We start from the raw sequence: 15,790 nt of genomic DNA, 5'->3' as shown, positions 1-15,790 counted from the left end.
GGCGTCGAGGGCGCGCACGTTGTCGAGAGAGGGAACGTGCTGGAGGATGAGCCCCCGCAAGCGGATGGCGGAGGTCAGCCAGACCCGCTCGGGCCGCAACTCTGCTTGCACTACGACCCCGACCGGATCACGCTATCGCAGGTGGTCGCGCTGGCCAAGGCGGCAGGTGTCGGGGTCACGGAGCGCTTCGCGCACTTGGTCGTGCCCTTCCGGGCAATCGGCGCCGAGGACGAGGGACAGCGCCTCGAGGACGCGCTGCGCGCCCTCGGAGGCGTGAGCGCGGCGGTGGTCAACTTCGCGGCGCAGGTGGTGCGGGTGGAGTACGACCGTCGGCGCGTGGATCGGAGCGCGATCGAGGCGCGATTGCGGGACGTCGGTGCGAGGCCCCTCACGGATTCCGTCGGATTGGAGGGCAGATCGCCGGCAGCGACCGCGCCGCCCGCGGCGAGGCCGCAGGAAGTTGGCGGATCGCCGACGAAGGCCTGGTACGGACGCAATCGAGAACTGGCCTGGAGCCTCGGTTCGGGTGCGTTCCTCACGCTCGGCTGGGTGGCGGGGCGGTCGGCCGCTACGCCGCCCGTGTTGGCGGTTGCCTTGTTCGCCGCCGCCTACTTTTTCGGCGCGCGCGATAACATCGGACACTTCATCGCCGACCTTCGCCGCGGAAAGGTGCGCCCCAACATCGACTTGCTAATGGTCGTTGCCGCAGCCGGAGCGGCCGTCCTCGGGGCCTGGCTCGAAGGTGCGCTGCTGCTCTTCCTCTTCAGTCTCGGCCACGCGCTCGAACACTACGCGCTCGGCCGCGCGCGCCACGCGATCGCCGCGCTCTCCGAGCTTGCACCGCAGACCGCGACGGTGATCCGGAACGGACGCGAGTCGACCGTTCCGATCGCCGATGTGATGCGGGGCGATCGCGTCGTGATCAAGCCCGCCGAGCGCATCGCGGTCGACGGTGCGGTGCGCGAGGGGATCTCGGCCGTGAATCAGGCGCCCATCACCGGCGAGAGCGTGCCGGTGGACAAGACGCCGGGCGAGCAGGTGTTCGCCGGGTCGGTGAACGGCGAAGGCTCCCTCGTCGTCGAAGTGACCGCCGCCATCGGAGACCGGACGCTCGATCGCGTGATCAAGCTGGTCGCCGAGGCGCAGACGCAGAAAGCACGTACGCAGCGCTTTACCGACCGGTTTGAGCGGGTATTCGTACCCATCGTTCTTATGGCGGATGTGTTGTTGATCGTCCTTCCGCCCCTCTTCGGGCTGTGGACGCTCGGGGAGTCCCTCTACCGGGCTATGGCGCTGCTCGTCGCCGCCTCGCCTTGCGCGCTCGCGCTCGGCACGCCGGCGGCCGTGCTCTCGGGCATTGCACAGGCGGCTCGAGGTGGTGTGCTCATCAAGGGCGGCGCGCACCTCGAGGCGCTCGGCGGGATCCGCGTCCTCGCACTCGACAAGACCGGTACGATCACGGTCGGCGAGCCAAAGGTCACGGATCTGCGGCCGATGGCAGGCGTAGACACCGGCACATTGCTCGCCGTCGCCGCTGCCGTCGAGCAGCGATCACAGCATCCGCTCGCGCGGGCGATCCTTGACGCGGCGGCGAGCGCGGGCGTCACCATCCCGGTGGCGGCTGACGTTCAATCCGTCACGGGTCGCGGCCTCCGGTCCACGATCGCCGGTGTGCGCACCGAAGTGGGGCGATTGCTGATGTTCGAGGAACGGAACGACGCGGTCCCCACGACGGTTCGCACCGCAGTCGACGCGTTGGAGAAGGCGGGGCGCAGCACTGTGGTTGTGGTCCGCGGAGGGGAGTGGCTCGGCGTCATAGGCATCGCTGATGCACCGCGCGCAAATGTGCGGTCCACACTTGAGCGTCTTCGTGCAGCGGGAGTGCACCGGATCGTCATGCTCACCGGTGACAACGCCGGGGTGGGCGACGCGGTGGGTCGCGCGGTTGGCGTAGACGATGTGCGTGCGGGCCTACTTCCCGAGGACAAGGTCACCGCGATCAAGGAACTCGAGCGCGAGGGACGCGTGGCGATGGTTGGGGATGGCGTCAACGATGCGCCCGCGCTCGCGCACGCGACAGTCGGAATCGCAATGGGTGGCGCTGGGACGGCAGCGGCGCTTGAAACGGCAGATGTCGCGCTTATGGGTGACGATCTCGGCCAGCTCCCCTTCGCCATCGGATTGAGCCGAAGGGCGCGGTCAGTCATCCGACAGAACTTGATCGTGTCGCTCGGGGTCATCGCCCTGCTCGTCTTCGCGACCACGACCGGCTTGTTCGGGATTGGTCAGGCGGTCGCCATGCATGAAGGAAGTACGCTGGTGGTGGTGGGGAATGCGTTACGACTGCTCGCGTATCGCGAACGGTGAGCGGAATCCACGAGCGGGCGCTCGCACGATTGCGGGATGCCGCCGGCGACGTCTCCAGAGGGGGCGTGAGCGGCTCGGGGGCAATCGTCAGGCGCGACAATCGCGACTCCTGGTCCACGCGAGCGGCTTGCCCCGGGTGCGGGCGCTACCTCGTGGAGTGAGGTATTCCACCTTGGGACCTCGGCAATCTGGCGCATACCGCGCGCTTGACTTCCGCGGCCGCGATGCGAGGTTCATCCTCCCCGGCCCTTACTCCTCCGAGTCCTCACATGCTCCTTCGGCTGTCGTCCCTGCTCGTCCTCGCGGTCACCACCGCGCGTATCCTTCCGGCACAGTCCGCCGACCATCGCGCGATCACCGCGGTCGTGTCCGGTTTCCACCAGGCACTCGCTGCCGGCGACTCGGCCGCTGCGATGCGCTTCCTCGCTCCCGATGTGAAGATCCTCGAGAGCGGCGGCGTCGAGTCGCGGCAGCAATACGAGGAGGGCCACCTCGGCGGCGACATCGCCTTCGCGCGCGCCGTCCCGAGCACGCGCGGCGAGCTCTCCGTCACCGTCGGCGGCGACGTCGCCTGGGTGACGAGCACGAGCCGCACTACCGGCACTTACCGCGACCGTCCGATCAACAGCGCGGGAGCCGAACTGATGGTCCTCTCACGCACGTCGGACGGCTGGCGCATCCGCGCGATTCACTGGTCGTCGCGGACGATCCGGACGCCGTAGTCCGGTCCGACGCTCACGGCGCGCGGGACGATGCTCGGCACGAACGCCGGGACCGCCGCGGCGTTGCGGCGCCACGCGTCTCCGAAGTGCGCCTCCGTCTCGCGCTCCTCGGGCCGGGCGAGGCGACGGTACACCCAGACAAGGACCGGGAACATTGCGAGCGTGCGGGCGCGCTGCGCCGCGTGCAGGACACGCCAGCCGTTGACGATCAGGGTGAAGCCGCCGCCGATCAGCGCGACGCTCAGCAGGTGGTAGGGACCGACGTGAAGATTCGCGCGCCAGCCGAGGAGCGTCTCGGGTAGATGTCCCGCGTCGTGGGAGAGCCAGTCGACCGCGGCGTAGCGGCTCTGGACCCATCCCGAGAGCAGGTAGCTCGTCAGCGGGAAGCCGTACATCTCGGTGAAGAGCGCGACGATGAAGGCGCTGAACACACCCAGCAAGCGCCGGTAGCGCACGGTGATCCGGACGCCCGTCTGGGCCACGAAACCCTCGGCCTGGCAGATGTGGCAATCCTGCATGTATACCACGGGCTGGCGGTTCGTATCGATGCCGGCCCCGGTGAGGGCAAGGGAGTCGGTCATCGTGGGGCGTCCAGGTCGATGGTCTCAAGGTGCTCCGGCACGCGCGCCTCCCTTCCGAGTTCGTGCACGACCCGATGTCGCAGTGCGTCCGCGGCGGACGGCTCGCCGTGCGTGAGGTAGGTGATCCGCGGCGCACGCCCGGCCGACATCCATCGGAGGAGCCCGTCGGCGTCTGCATGCCCCGAGAACGTCTGCAGTTGCGTCACCTCGGCGGCGATCGGGACGGTGCGTCCGAAGAGGCGGATCTCCCGCGCACCCTCCACGAGGGCCGCGCCGCGCGTGCCGCCCGCCTGGAAGCCGGTGAGCAGAATCGCGTTGCGGTGGTCGCCGCCGAATGTGACAAGGTGATGCAGGATGCGGCCGCCGGTCAGCATGCCGCTCGCCGACACGATGATCATCGGCCCCTGGCGCGCATTGAGCGCCTTCGAGTCCTCGACCGAGTTGACCCGCTCGGCAATCCGGAACATCGCCAGGCAGTCCTCCCGGCTCACGTGATGCTCAGCGTGGTGGGCGTGATAGATCGCGGTCGCGTCCACGGCCATCGGGCTGTTGAGGAACACAGGAACGCGAGGCAACTCGCCCCGCGTCATGAGACGCGCGATGTGGTACATGAGGCCCTGCGCGCGGCCGACCGCGAAGGCCGGAACCAGGACCGTGCCGCCGCGGCCGAGGACCCGCCGCAACATGGGAGCCAGTTCCGACTCCGGATCCACGTCGGCGTGCCGTCGGTTGCCGTAGGTCGATTCACAGACGAGCACGTCCGCTTCCGCGAACGGCACCGGGGCCCGCATCAGGGGATCGGGATCGTGCCCGAGGTCGCCGCTGAAGTGCACGACGCGGCCTCCGATCTCGAGGCGAATCTGTGCCGCGCCCAGAAGGTGGCCGGCCGGGATGAACGTCGCGCGGATGCCGTCGCCGAGGTCGATTTGCCGGCCGAACGCCACTTCCTCGATCCGCTGCAGCGCCGCCTCGGCGTCCGCCCGCGTGTAGAGCGGTTGCGGGGTCGTGTGCCGCGAGTAGCCTTTCCGTGCGGCCCACCGCGCCTCCTCCTCCTGCAGGTGTCCGCTGTCGGGGAGGATCAGGGAAGCGAGCGCGGCCGTCGCCGGCGTGCACTTGACCGGACCACGGTAACCCGCCCGGATGAGCGCTGGCAGATACCCTGAGTGGTCGAGGTGCGCGTGGGTCAGGAGGACGGTGTCGATCGTGTCCGGACGGACCGGGAATGGACGCCGGTTGCGCGCCCGGAGGTTCTTGAATCCCTGGAACAGCCCGCAATCAATCAAGATCCGACGGTCCGCGCTGGAAACGAGATAGCGCGACCCGGTCACCGTTCCCGCAGCGCCGAGAAATCGGAGCGTCCAGCGGCGCGAGGCGGTCATGATGTCCTCGTGCGCCTGACGATGGCGTTGTAGAGCCCACCGAACAGCAGCGCGATGTACCAGCCATAGAGCAAGCTCCCAAGCAGCCCCAGAGCGAAGCCAGTGGGTGTGAGCCAGACGAAGCCAGGCAGGAGCCCGGACCAAGCGTCGCGCATCGCGGATCCCGGGACCGCGAGATCGAACACGATGCAGGCGAGGTACGTGATCGCCAGAAAGAGACTCAAGGCCCACCCGAGCGGCACGATGGGGAGCGCGCGCGGAGCGGGTTCGGCGTCCTCGTCTGCGCGCACGTAGCGGAGTGCGCCAAAGACGAGGACGGCGACGGCGGCCAAGTAGAGCAGGAGCGTCATGGGGCACCCTCCGTGTCATGGGGAGCGTGATGTTCGGGAGTCGTGGCGACCTGCGGCGTGATGCCCGCCGAGTGCAGCTGATGCCACGTGACGTGCTCGTAGATGCCGCTCCAGTAGGTCCCGAATCCAAAGGCGAACAGCACTTCCTCCAGCGGAATGAAGCCAATCATCACGCCGGACAGTGCCTGGAGGTTCCAGACGCTTCGGATGTAGTCGGCTGGAGCGGATGCCTCGAGCCCAACGAGGAACACGGCGTAGTACGCGACGAACGCGACCCCGCCGAGAAGTATTACGCGCGCTAGATCGGGTCGGCAGAGCAGCGACGCGACACCTCCGACGAGCATGGCAACGATGCCGGGGTAGATCGGATTCCAGCCCAGCGGCAGGAGCGCGACGAAGGTGATGAAGGGCGACGCGAGCGCCCAGCGATGAAACCGATGCCGCGATGCGGTTCGCTCGTGCGCGGGCGCTGCCGTGCGCGTACGCCGTGTCAGGGCTGCGACCAGCACCGCAGCGACCCCGCCGATGCCAAAACAGAAGATCAGGCTCTCGACGTCGAATCCCGTGCGCTGTGCGAGGTCGAAGAGGCTCGGCGGGTCCCAGTACTCGGGCACGAACAGCGGTTCGGTGAGGCCAAACGGCGTCGTCAGTAGCGAGGAGCGCCACATCGCCCGCCGATGCGCGGGGAATCGCCAGTAGAGCAGCGCCCACGGCACAAGGAAGGCGACCGACCACGAGAACCAGACGAGCTGCGTCGGGATCATAGAAGGACTCCGGTCGATTGAGGCGTCGGGTCGGCACCGTCGCCAAGCAGCACGGCGATCGCCCCGCGCGCCGCGCGCACGGCGCGAATCCCGGCGGCAACGCATTCCCGGCGTGCGGCAAAATCGAGCGTGTCCACCTCACGCAGGAACCTCGGGCGCAGAACGAGATCCGCGGCGGCAAAGCGGAGCTCGGCGTGACGCCGGTGGCAGATGTCGATCGCGCGCATGGCGACTTGGTAGCCGTTCCGCAGCTCGGGCGGATGGTCGGATGGGCCCGCATCCACGGCAATGACCACGTCCGGCGCGAGAGCCCTCGCGAGATCCACGGGCGCGACGTCCGCGTACGCGCCGTCGGCGAGAAGGAGATCGCCGCGTGGCAGTGGCGGGACCACACCGGCCAGCGCCGCACTCGCATAGACGTTCTCGACCGCGCTGCCCTCGCGCAGCGTCACGCGCTTTCCTGAGAGGAGATCGGTCGCCGCGAGCCAGACCGGAATGCGCGTATCGCGAAGATCGCCGTCGCCGATCACTCGCCGGAGCTCTCGCAGTGCGGACTCGCGCACGCGGGTTCCCGGCCCGAACGAGAACAGGAGCGTGACCGCGGTCCGCAGCGCGGACCAGAGCTGCCGGCCCGGGAGGCGCGGACGGGCCGCGTCGCCAATCTCGGGCAGGCGAAGGCCGAGCGTGGCCTCATACCAATCTGTCCGCATACCGTGGATAGTGCCGACTGCTCCGCCCATCGACACGCCAACGACTGCAGATGGCCGGGCCCCGACGTGCTCGAGCGCCCGGAGGACGCCGAGGTGCGCGAATCCCCGCGCCCCGCCACCGCTGAGCACGAGCGCAAAGCTCCGCATCAGAGCCTCGTGCGTTTCAGCAGCTGCGCGTTGATCGCGACGATGATCGTGCTCAACGACATGAACGCCGCCCCGATTGCCGGCGTCAGCAAGATGCCCCACGCCGCGCCGACTCCCGCCGCGAGCGGGATGGCGACGATGTTGTAGCCGGCAGCCCACCAGAGGTTCTGTATCATCTTGCGGTACGTCGCGCGGCTGAGCCCCACGATCCGCGGAATGTCTCGCGGGTCGGACCGCACGAGGACGATGTGGCCGGCCTCGACCGCGACGTCGGTCCCGGCGCCGATGGCGATACCGATGTCGGCCGTCGCCAGCGCCGGCGCGTCGTTCACCCCGTCGCCGACCATCGCGACCTTCTTCCCGCGAGACTGGAGCTCCTTGACCTTTGAGGCCTTGTCCTCGGGCAGTACCTGTGCGAAGACGGTGTCAATGCCAAGTTCGTTCGCGACTGCATCGGCGACGGCCTGCGCGTCGCCGGTGAGCATCGCGACCTCAATCCCGCGCTCGTGGAGCGCGTGAATGGCCTCGCGGCTCTCCTCGCGGATCGCGTCTGCGACGGCGAAGACAGCGATCGCCCCGCCGTCGCGTACGAGGTGAATCGCCGCTTGGCCCCGCGAGGCCGCCGCTTCGGATGCCTCGCGAAGGACCGGCGGGATGGTGACCTCGCCCGACCGCAGCAGTGCTGGGCCGCCGAGCAGATACTCGATGCCGCCGACCGTGCCGGCCACGCCGCGGCCGGTGATCGAGCGGAAGCGTTCCATCGTCGGAACGGCGACCCCCCGCGACGCAGCGGTGCGTACGATGCCCTTGGCAATCGGATGCTGGCTCTCCCCCTCCACTGCGGCGGCGATGGCAAGCGCCTCTGCCTCCGTGAGCCCGTCGGCGACCGCCATCGCCACCACCCGGAACTCGCCGAGCGTGAGCGTTCCCGTCTTGTCGAAGATGACGGTGTCGAGGGCGCGTGCCTCCTCGAGCCCGCGCCGGTCCCGCACCAGGAGCCCGTTGCGGGCCCCGAGCGTTGTCGAGATCGCGACGACGAGCGGCACCGCAAGCCCGAGCGCGTGCGGGCAGGCGATGACGAGCACCGTCACGACCCGCACCACCGAGAAGTCGATTGGCGCACCGGCGAGTTGCCAGGCGAGCATTGTGAGGCCGGCCGAGACGATCGCGACGACCGTGAGAAGCTGTGCGGCGCGGTCGGCGAGATGCTGCGCACGGGACTTGGACTGCTGTGCATCGGCCACGAGGCGCATGATCCCCGAAAGCTTCGTGTGCTCACCGGTGCCGGTGACCTCGATGCGAAGGGAACCCTCGCCGTTGATCGTCGCGGCGATGACGGCGTCCCCCTCCTGCTTGCGCACCGGCCGCGACTCGCCGGTGATCATCGACTCGTTCAGGTCGCTCTCCCCCTTCCGCACGATTCCGTCGGCGGGTACGCGCTCGCCGGGCCGGACGAGGAGCAAGTCGCCGTTCCGGAGCGCCGAGACCGCAACACGTTCCTCGCCACCGGCGACGAGTCGCGTCGCCTCGTCGGGGAGGAGTTTCGCCAACTCCTTGAGCGCCCCGCGGGCCTGGTCAATCGAACGCATCTCAATCCAATGCCCAAGCAGCATGATGGTGACGAGCGTCGCCAGCTCCCACCACAGTGCCTCGGCCCGAACAAGGCCCGTCGTCGCGACCCACGAGAAGACAAACGCAACCGTGATGGCGAGCGAGATCAGCGTCATCATCCCCGGAAGGCGCGCTGAGAGTTCGCCCACCGCACTGCGGAGGAATACCAGCCCGCCGTAGAGGAACACGAACGTGCCGAGCAGGGGGGGGATCCACGCGGAGCCCGGGAATCGTGGTGCCGAGTATCCCAGCAGATCCTGGATGTGGGCCGACCACACCACGACCGGGATCGAGAGGGCAAAGGACAGCCAGAACTTGTCCCGGAACATCGCCGGGGAATGGCCGGCGTGTCGGTCGTGGTCGGGTGCGCCGTGCCCTCGATGCTCGGCGGTCCCGTCCCCGGACGGCGCGGTGTGATCGTGTTCGTGTGCGCCGGACGGCTTAGGGTCGTGTGCGCCGTGCGCTCCGTGATCGTGGTGTCCGTGCGTCATCGGTCCATGCTCCTTGGATTGCCATCAGTACCACAACCGGAGACCCGCCACAAACCGCGTGTCTCCCGTCGCTTCCCCCGCCAGTCGGGCCAGCGACGCGCTTCGACCGTAGGCGCGGTCCCACACGAGTCCAACGTAGGGGGCGAACTCGCGCCGGAACTCGAGACGCGTTCGGATCCCGAACGACGTGCTGACGAGCCCGCGGCCGACTCCAAAGGTCGGTTCGTCGCGGAGCGCCGCTGAGGTCTCGAGTCGCGGCTGCACCACGAGCCGCTGCGTGAGGAAGAGGTCGTACGAGGCCGTCAGGTCGATGGCGGCGTTGCCATCCGCCGTGATGAAGAGCGACGGCTCCAGTTCGAACCAGCCTGGTGCCAGCCCCTGCAGCCCCACCACGGCCCCGACGCGTGACCGCGACGTGCCTTGCTCCGAACGCTGATCGACCCGCAGCCCAAGCTGCGCGTCCCACCACGGCGACACGAGCTTTCCATAGAGCAGTTGGTATTCTCCGTGTACGGATTGGCCCTGGGTCGCCAGTCCACCGTCGACCTTGGCCCACACCCGATGCACGGCACCGCCACTCCAAGCCAAAAGGTCGTAGTCCAGCCCCCGGTTCGCCCCGGCCGGCCCGTATTCGAGCACCTCGGACAGCAGGAACGTCTCACGTCCCCAGGCCATGCCGTGCGCCGGATGGGTGGCGGTGCTGTCGGGGACCTGGGCGGCTGCCGCACCCCCACCCGTACAAAGCGCGCCCACCGCGGCAAGCGTCGCGACGAATCGGCGCTCACGCATGGTGGTGCCCCTCGTGTTCACTGGGCATCGCGGACACCCGCACCTCCCGGAACATCCCGACTTCCATATGATAGAGGACGTGGCAGTGGAAGGCCCAGCGCCCCGGTGCGTCGGCCGTCACCAGCAGCGACACGCGCTCCGCCGGCTTGACGTTGACCGTGTGGACGCGCGGACTGCGATCGCCCTGACCGTTCTCCAGCAGCATCCACATCCCGTGCAGGTGCATGGGGTGGTTCATCATCGTGTCGTTCACGATCGTGAGCCGCACGCGCTCCCCGTATGCCAGCTCGATGGGTCGCGCACGGTCGTACGGTGTTCCGTCGATGCCCCAGGTGAAGCGCTCCATGTTGCCCGTGAGATGCAGCTCCAGCTCCCGGGTCGGCGGCACGTACTCGGGCCACGGTGCGCGGGAGCGCAGCTCCGTATAGCGGAGCACGCGCCAGCCGTCACGGCCCAGTCCGGCGCCCGGCTCGGCAAGCCGTGAGGTCGTGCTGGTCGGCACCATCGCGTTCTCACGGCCGTGCGAGTCGGCGTCGTGCATGACCTCGGTCGGCAGCGTGCCGGGCGCTCGCAAGGCCGGCGCGGCCGCGGCAACCTCAGGCATCTCGTGCCCGGCGTGTTCATCGGCGGCGTGGACCGCAGGGGCCGGGGACGCGCCCGCTGGCGGCGTATCGTGTCCCATAGCCGCGTGGTCGTCGCCGCCGTGCATCCCCGACATCCCGGTATGGTCCATGCCCATGTCCGCCATCGTCAGCAACGGGCGCCGCCGACGCGCCGGCAGCGTGGGCTCGAGCCCTGCCCGCGGCGTCAGCGTTCCCGCCGTGAGTCCGCTGCGGTCCATCGGTTCGGCCACGATGGCCGAGGCGCGATTGCCGGGCAGCTCCACGATCACGTCGTACGTCTCGGCGATGGCGATGCGGAACTCCTCCGTCTCCACCGGCTCAACGGGCTGTCCGCTCACTTCGATAACCGTCATCGTGCAGCCCGGGATGCGCACGTCAAAGTATGAGCCTGCTGCCGCGTTGATGATGCGCAGGCGGAGGCGTTCGCCCGGCGTAAACTGCCCCACCCACGGTGCCTCCGCAGTGCGTCCGTTCAGGAGATACGTGTAGGTCGCCCCGGTGACGTCGGCGATGTCCGTTGGATTCATTCGCATCCCCGCCCACATCAGGCGGTCCGAGACCGTCGCAGCGAAGCCGTCGCGCGCCACCTCCCGGACGAAATCGGCCATCGTACGGCGCTGGTAGTTGTAGGCGTCGGGCTGCTTTTTCAGTCTCGAGAGCACACGGTAGGGATCCTCGAAGGTCCAATCCGAGAGCACCACCACGTGCTCGCGGTCGTACGCAGGCCCACTCGGCACGGCCGACTCGACGATAAGGGCGCCGTAGTGGCCCAACTGCTCCTGCAAGCCCGAGTGGCTGTGGTACCAATAGGTCCCGGCCTGCTGCAGCGGAAAGCGGTACTCGAAGGTCTGCCCCGGAGCGATGCCCGCGAAGCTCAGGCCAGGCACACCGTCCATCTCCGGAGGCAGCAGGATGCCGTGCCAGTGGATCGAGGTGTCCTCCGCGAGCGCATTGCGCACGCGAATGACCGCCGTCTCGCCCTCGCGGAAGCGTAGCGTCGGCCCCGGCAAGGTGCCGTTGATCGTTGTGGCGCGCGCTCGGCGGCCGTCCACACGCAGCTGCGTCTCGGCGATGACGAGTTCGTACTCGCGCACGCCGTTCGTGGCGGGAGGCAGCGGCGCCAAACCCGGGTCGAGCGGCAGATCCTGGTCGGCGCGATGCGCGGGTGCGGGAAGCGCCAGTCCCGCTCCGAGTACCGTGGAGGTACCGAGGAAATGCCTTCTGGAGACGTGCGATTGAGATGACGAAGCAGACACGTAAGACGGGTTCTGTGGATGATGTACGGGGCACGGGGAGGGCGTGTGCGCCGGATATTTACACAAGGTAAAATATATGTATGCACAGCAGCGGATGGTAGGCTTGCCAGAAGCACTTTACGGTTGGTAAAGTTCGGTAGGTCACGACCACAGCCCGCCTTCCCTCACTGGACGATCCGATGCCCCGAATTCATCGCTTGGCAGGCCTCACACTCGCCCTGCTCCTTTCGTCTGCCACCGGGATTAGGGCCCAAGGCCACGCGCACGCGGGCCACGCCCCGGCTTCGAGCCCCGAGGCCGCGGTCGCCCAGACCATCCAAGCCCTCTTCGCAGCTGCCGAGCGTGGGGACCTGAGGGCGCTGGACTCCCTCTATGCCGGAGACAGCCTACTGGTCATCGAAGGCGCGGGCATCAATCGCGGCTGGGCGGACTATCGCGACAATCATCTCGCCCCCGAGCTGAAGGAGTTCACCAACTTCCGATACCGTCCATTCGAGATCGAAGCGCGCGTCTCTGGCGCGATGGCGTGGGCGACTTTTCGGTACGCACTGACCGCCGACCTCCCGGACCGCAAGGTGGATGTGGTGGGACGTGGGACGGCGATCCTCGAGCGCCAAGGCAACCGCTGGGTGGTGCGGCTCACGCAGACGGCGAGTCGTGCACGGCGCCCCAGCGATCCGCCGATGCCCTGAGCCGCGCCGTGGACGCCGAGGACATCGGAACAAGGACCGAGCCCATGACGATCCCCAAGAAGCGGAACGCGACACCGGCGCCGCCAAAGCTGCCCGAAACCGTTCGGCTCACGGGCACAGGTGTGAGCACGGTGCTCGGTGAGCTTGAGTCCAAGCTTATGCGTCTCTGCTGGGACGCGGAGCGACCGCTCACGGCCCGGGAGATTCACGAGCGCCTCCACGACGAACACCCGGTGTCGCCACTGACCAGCACGACCGTGCTGAACCGCTTGGTCGCCAAGGGGTTCCTCGCGCGGGAGCGGGTGGACGGGCGATATCGATTCAGCGCCCGCATTGAGGAAGCGGCCTTCGTCCTCCAGGTCTCGAGGCGGGCCGTGGAGGGGCTGCTCTCGCTCGGCACGGAGGCCGTCACGGCCTCGCTTGTGGATGTGTTGGCCGAGCGCAATCCAGCGCAACTCGAGGAGTTGGCGCGACTGGTCGGGCGTCGCATGCGCGAACGGGAGAAGTGATCGAGGGAGCATCGGCCGGCGTGGGCGCCCTGCGGCCCGTGATTCGCCGCGAGGAGCGGCGCCGCCGCGTCCTGCTCGCCGCCATCGTGGCTGCACTGCTGCTTGGGATTGCGCCGGTCGTCGGGCACCACATTCTGGGAGCCGTCGACTGGATGTCGGCGGACCAGCAACACCTCGCGATGTTCTGTCTCGTCGCGCTTCATCTGCTCTTGGCGCCGGTGCACCAGCTCGCGCACTGGGTCCTCTACGCGGGGATCGTCTATGCGGTGATCGAGCGGGGCACCGTGCTCTGGCGGCACTGGCGCACGATGCGCGCACTGCCGTCCGCCGTCGTGCCCCCGGGTGGCGCGCTCGCCGGCGCCGCCCAGGCGTCGGGTCTGCCACCCGATCGCTTGCGACAGGTGCACGGGATACCGCTGCCGGCGTTCACTTCAGGCTGGGTTCGACCGCGCGTCTTCGTGTCCGCGGATCTTGCGGAGCGACTCACTGCCGATGAGCTGGAAGCCGTGCTCGCCCACGAGGCCGTGCACGTACGGCGGCGCGATCCGCTCCGGCTCTTCGCGCTGCGCACGCTTGCCGCGCTGCTCTTCTGGCTCCCGGTCCTTCGGCGCATTGCCGCCGACCTTGAGGACGAGGTGGAGATCACGGCCGATGACGTGGTGGCGCAACGTCTCGCGCTTCCGCTGGCCTCGGCTATCCTCAAGCTCGGTGCCTCCCCGGCTCCTGTTACCGCGACCGTCGGCTTCCAGCGTGCGGACTTGCTGCCTCGGCGTGTGCGCCGCTTGGCCGGTGAGGATGCGTTCGCGACCACGCACACCTCAAGAAGCTCATTGCTCGCCGCCGCTGTCGCCCTGCTGCTGATCTGGAGCTCGGGGCTGATGGTGCTTCATCCCCTTGTGGCCCCCCACGATCACGCGGCCGTGGTGCCGGCACACTGCGACCATCCGGGCACGAGCACGTGGTCACACCTGTTTTGTCGCGGCTGGCGTATCGGTCGCCATTCGAGCGGCGATCGCTGCCCACATCGGGCCCAGGCCGACCGCGTGTTGGACGTTGCCTCTTCCGAGCCTTAGCCGAGCGCGGCGTTTCGACACTGGGCTTGCGGGGAGGCCGTGTCGAGCTATCTTTTACGTAGTGTAAACTTTTTTTACGGGACTCTGCTCAATGCGACTTTTCGGACGACCCCTCGCCCTGCTCTTCGCCGCTGCCCTGGTTGCGCCGCTGCAGGCGAGCACTGCCCATCCGCGGCTCCTCAAGGCCACGCCGGCCGCCGACAGCAGGCTGCCGTCGGCACCGCGGCAGCTTGAGCTGACTTTCAATGAGTCGCTCGATCTGGCGCTGACGCGCGTCACGCTGCTCCAGGACGGACAGACGCTGCGCACCGACTCGCTGCGCCTTGCGGCTGGCGATGACCGCACGGTGATCGCCCCGGTAGGCGCGCTCACGCCCGGGCGATACACGGTGCGTTGGCAGGTGACTGGGGATGACGGGCACCCCGTTCGTGGCGAGTTCACGTTTGAGATTCTGCCCAGCGTCGCCGCGCCGGGCAGCGCAGCAGCCCCCCGACTGCCCTGATTGCCGTGGAGCCGGCATTTGGCGTCGAGTCACCGGCTTTTGTGGCCATCCGCGCGCTGCTCTCGGCGTGCTCGATTGGTTTGGTTGGCGCGTTCTGTCTCCGCTGGGCGGTCCTCGCGCGTTATGCCGGCCCTGATGCGGAGGAGCTACGTGCCGCGGTCGACCGACGGCTGCCGGCAATCATCGATGTGCTGGCCATCGCTGCCGTGCTCGCGACACTCGCACGATTCGCTGCGCAGCACGCCGCCGTGTTCGGCGCGTCAGAGCCCTGGACGCGAGACTCGGTCGGCGCCCTGCTCGTTCGCTCCGACTGGGGCCGCGGTTGGTGGCTGGCGCTCACGACCGCTGTCTTCCTCATCTGGCTGGCCCCGCGTCTGCGGCGCGGGATCGCAGTTGGCTGGTGGCTGGCCGCAGCCGCCGCGCTGGCCTTTGCGGCATCGGGACCGCTCTCCGGACATCCCGCGGCATCGGACGCCCCCACGCGCGGCGTGGCCGCGCAGCTCGCGCACTTGCTGGGCGCTGGCGGCTGGATCGGGGGTCTGGCGCTGCTTACCGTCGTGGCGATCCCGACCGCGCGCGGCCTGACCGACGGCGCGCAGGGTGACGCGGACGGGCGGATCGCGGGGTTGGTGCGAGCCTTCAGTCCCACGGCCCTCGTCTTCTCCGCACTCCTCGCCCTCAGCGGGCTCTACACGGCGTGGATGCAGCTCGGCGGGCTGGAGCGGCTGTGGCAAAGCGCTTACGGGCGCACGCTGATGTTGAAGCTTGGGCTGCTCTCGATCGCCGTACTCACGGGTGCCTACAACTGGCGTCGTGTGCTTCCGGCACTTGGCACGCCTAGCTCAAGCGCGCGGCTCCGCCGCTCCTCGCTGATTGAGCTCACCGCGGCTGCCCTCGTGCTTGTCGTCACGGCTGTGCTCGTGGCGACTCCGATGCCCGGAGATTAGGCCGCTCCAGACGCTCGACAGAACCTGATGCCGCGACCGCTGGCGATTCAGTCCGTGGAGCGAGCGTGCGCCAGCGGCGTCGGCGGCGGACGCGACCACGGGTGGTTTCGACGGCGCAATCTCATCGGTGGGCATTCGAGGGAGCGCGCCCATTCGCCGATCCGCCACGGCCCCAATAGCGGGTGTGACGGTGCTGGTGTGGGCTCCGAGTCCGCGGGGGCTAGTACCACCGGTACCGTGCGTGGTCGCGTGTCGCCGTGCCCGTTCGATCGCTCAC

The 15,790-nt window shown here is 68.6% G+C and carries 15 protein-coding genes; 7 read left to right on the top strand and 8 right to left on the bottom strand.

The window, feature by feature from the left end:
- Positions 1-150: 150 nt before the first annotated feature.
- Both cadA and KF709_03870 read left to right on the top strand, forming a co-directional pair.
- Positions 151-2,367 carry a cadmium-translocating P-type ATPase gene (gene cadA / locus KF709_03875; protein ID MBX3173522.1) on the top strand — a complete coding sequence of 739 codons (2,217 nt, stop codon included), beginning with the start codon at positions 151-153 and terminating at the stop codon, positions 2,365-2,367.
- Between the two features lie 269 nt (positions 2,368-2,636).
- Positions 2,637-3,089: a nuclear transport factor 2 family protein gene (locus tag KF709_03870; protein ID MBX3173521.1), complete on the top strand. Its 453-nt coding sequence runs from the start codon at positions 2,637-2,639 to the stop codon at positions 3,087-3,089.
- Here the strand turns inward: KF709_03870 and KF709_03865 are convergent.
- Genes KF709_03865 through KF709_03830 form a run of 8 tightly spaced genes read right to left on the bottom strand, consistent with a single transcriptional unit; the run spans position 3,056 to position 11,790 of the window.
- On the bottom strand, positions 3,056-3,670 hold the full coding sequence (locus KF709_03865; GenBank protein MBX3173520.1) for a hypothetical protein: 615 nt from the start codon (positions 3,668-3,670) through the stop codon (positions 3,056-3,058). The two genes, KF709_03870 and KF709_03865, sit on opposite strands and share 34 nt — an antisense overlap.
- Positions 3,667-5,049: an MBL fold metallo-hydrolase gene (locus KF709_03860; GenBank protein MBX3173519.1), complete on the bottom strand. Its 1,383-nt coding sequence runs from the start codon at positions 5,047-5,049 to the stop codon at positions 3,667-3,669. Before KF709_03860 ends, KF709_03865 begins: the two co-directional genes overlap by 4 nt.
- Entirely contained in the window at positions 5,046-5,399 is a 354-nt protein-coding gene (locus KF709_03855; GenBank protein ID MBX3173518.1) for a hypothetical protein, read from the bottom strand. Before KF709_03855 ends, KF709_03860 begins: the two co-directional genes overlap by 4 nt.
- Positions 5,396-6,163 carry a hypothetical protein gene (locus KF709_03850; GenBank protein ID MBX3173517.1) on the bottom strand — a complete coding sequence of 256 codons (768 nt, stop codon included), beginning with the start codon at positions 6,161-6,163 and terminating at the stop codon, positions 5,396-5,398. Before KF709_03850 ends, KF709_03855 begins: the two co-directional genes overlap by 4 nt.
- Entirely contained in the window at positions 6,160-7,020 is an 861-nt protein-coding gene (locus tag KF709_03845; protein ID MBX3173516.1) for a patatin-like phospholipase family protein, read from the bottom strand. The genes KF709_03850 and KF709_03845 overlap by 4 nt, the downstream gene beginning before the upstream one ends.
- The gene (locus tag KF709_03840; protein MBX3173515.1) at positions 7,020-9,122 is read right to left on the bottom strand and encodes a heavy metal translocating P-type ATPase; all 2,103 of its coding nucleotides are present in this window, start codon (positions 9,120-9,122) and stop codon (positions 7,020-7,022) included. The genes KF709_03845 and KF709_03840 overlap by 1 nt, the downstream gene beginning before the upstream one ends.
- Positions 9,123-9,146: 24 nt before the next feature.
- The gene (locus KF709_03835) at positions 9,147-9,911 is read right to left on the bottom strand and encodes a copper resistance protein B (protein ID MBX3173514.1); all 765 of its coding nucleotides are present in this window, start codon (positions 9,909-9,911) and stop codon (positions 9,147-9,149) included.
- Positions 9,904-11,790, bottom strand: coding sequence for a copper resistance system multicopper oxidase (locus KF709_03830; GenBank protein MBX3173513.1), 1,887 nt, complete (start codon positions 11,788-11,790; stop codon positions 9,904-9,906). The genes KF709_03835 and KF709_03830 overlap by 8 nt, the downstream gene beginning before the upstream one ends.
- A 179-nt stretch (positions 11,791-11,969) precedes the next feature.
- Between KF709_03830 and KF709_03825 the strand changes: the two genes are divergently transcribed.
- From KF709_03825 to KF709_03805, 5 genes are all read left to right on the top strand, one after another.
- A complete protein-coding gene (locus KF709_03825) occupies positions 11,970-12,482 on the top strand; it encodes a nuclear transport factor 2 family protein (protein MBX3173512.1) in 513 nt (170 codons plus the stop codon).
- 44 nt (positions 12,483-12,526) lie between these two features.
- Positions 12,527-12,991: a BlaI/MecI/CopY family transcriptional regulator gene (locus KF709_03820; GenBank protein ID MBX3173511.1), complete on the top strand. Its 465-nt coding sequence runs from the start codon at positions 12,527-12,529 to the stop codon at positions 12,989-12,991.
- Positions 12,988-14,064 carry a M56 family metallopeptidase gene (locus tag KF709_03815; protein MBX3173510.1) on the top strand — a complete coding sequence of 359 codons (1,077 nt, stop codon included), beginning with the start codon at positions 12,988-12,990 and terminating at the stop codon, positions 14,062-14,064. The genes KF709_03820 and KF709_03815 overlap by 4 nt, the downstream gene beginning before the upstream one ends.
- A gap of 91 nt (positions 14,065-14,155) precedes the next feature.
- Positions 14,156-14,566, top strand: a complete 411-nt coding sequence (locus KF709_03810) for a copper resistance protein CopC (GenBank protein ID MBX3173509.1) — start codon at positions 14,156-14,158, stop codon at positions 14,564-14,566.
- Between the two features lie 5 nt (positions 14,567-14,571).
- On the top strand, positions 14,572-15,513 hold the full coding sequence (locus KF709_03805; protein ID MBX3173508.1) for a CopD family protein: 942 nt from the start codon (positions 14,572-14,574) through the stop codon (positions 15,511-15,513).
- Positions 15,514-15,790 lie beyond the last annotated feature (277 nt).

This window comes from Gemmatimonadaceae bacterium, assembly GCA_019637445.1.
Classification (GTDB): Bacteria; Gemmatimonadota; Gemmatimonadetes; order Gemmatimonadales; family Gemmatimonadaceae; genus Pseudogemmatithrix.
This window is presented reverse-complemented; position numbering and strand designations above follow the sequence as displayed.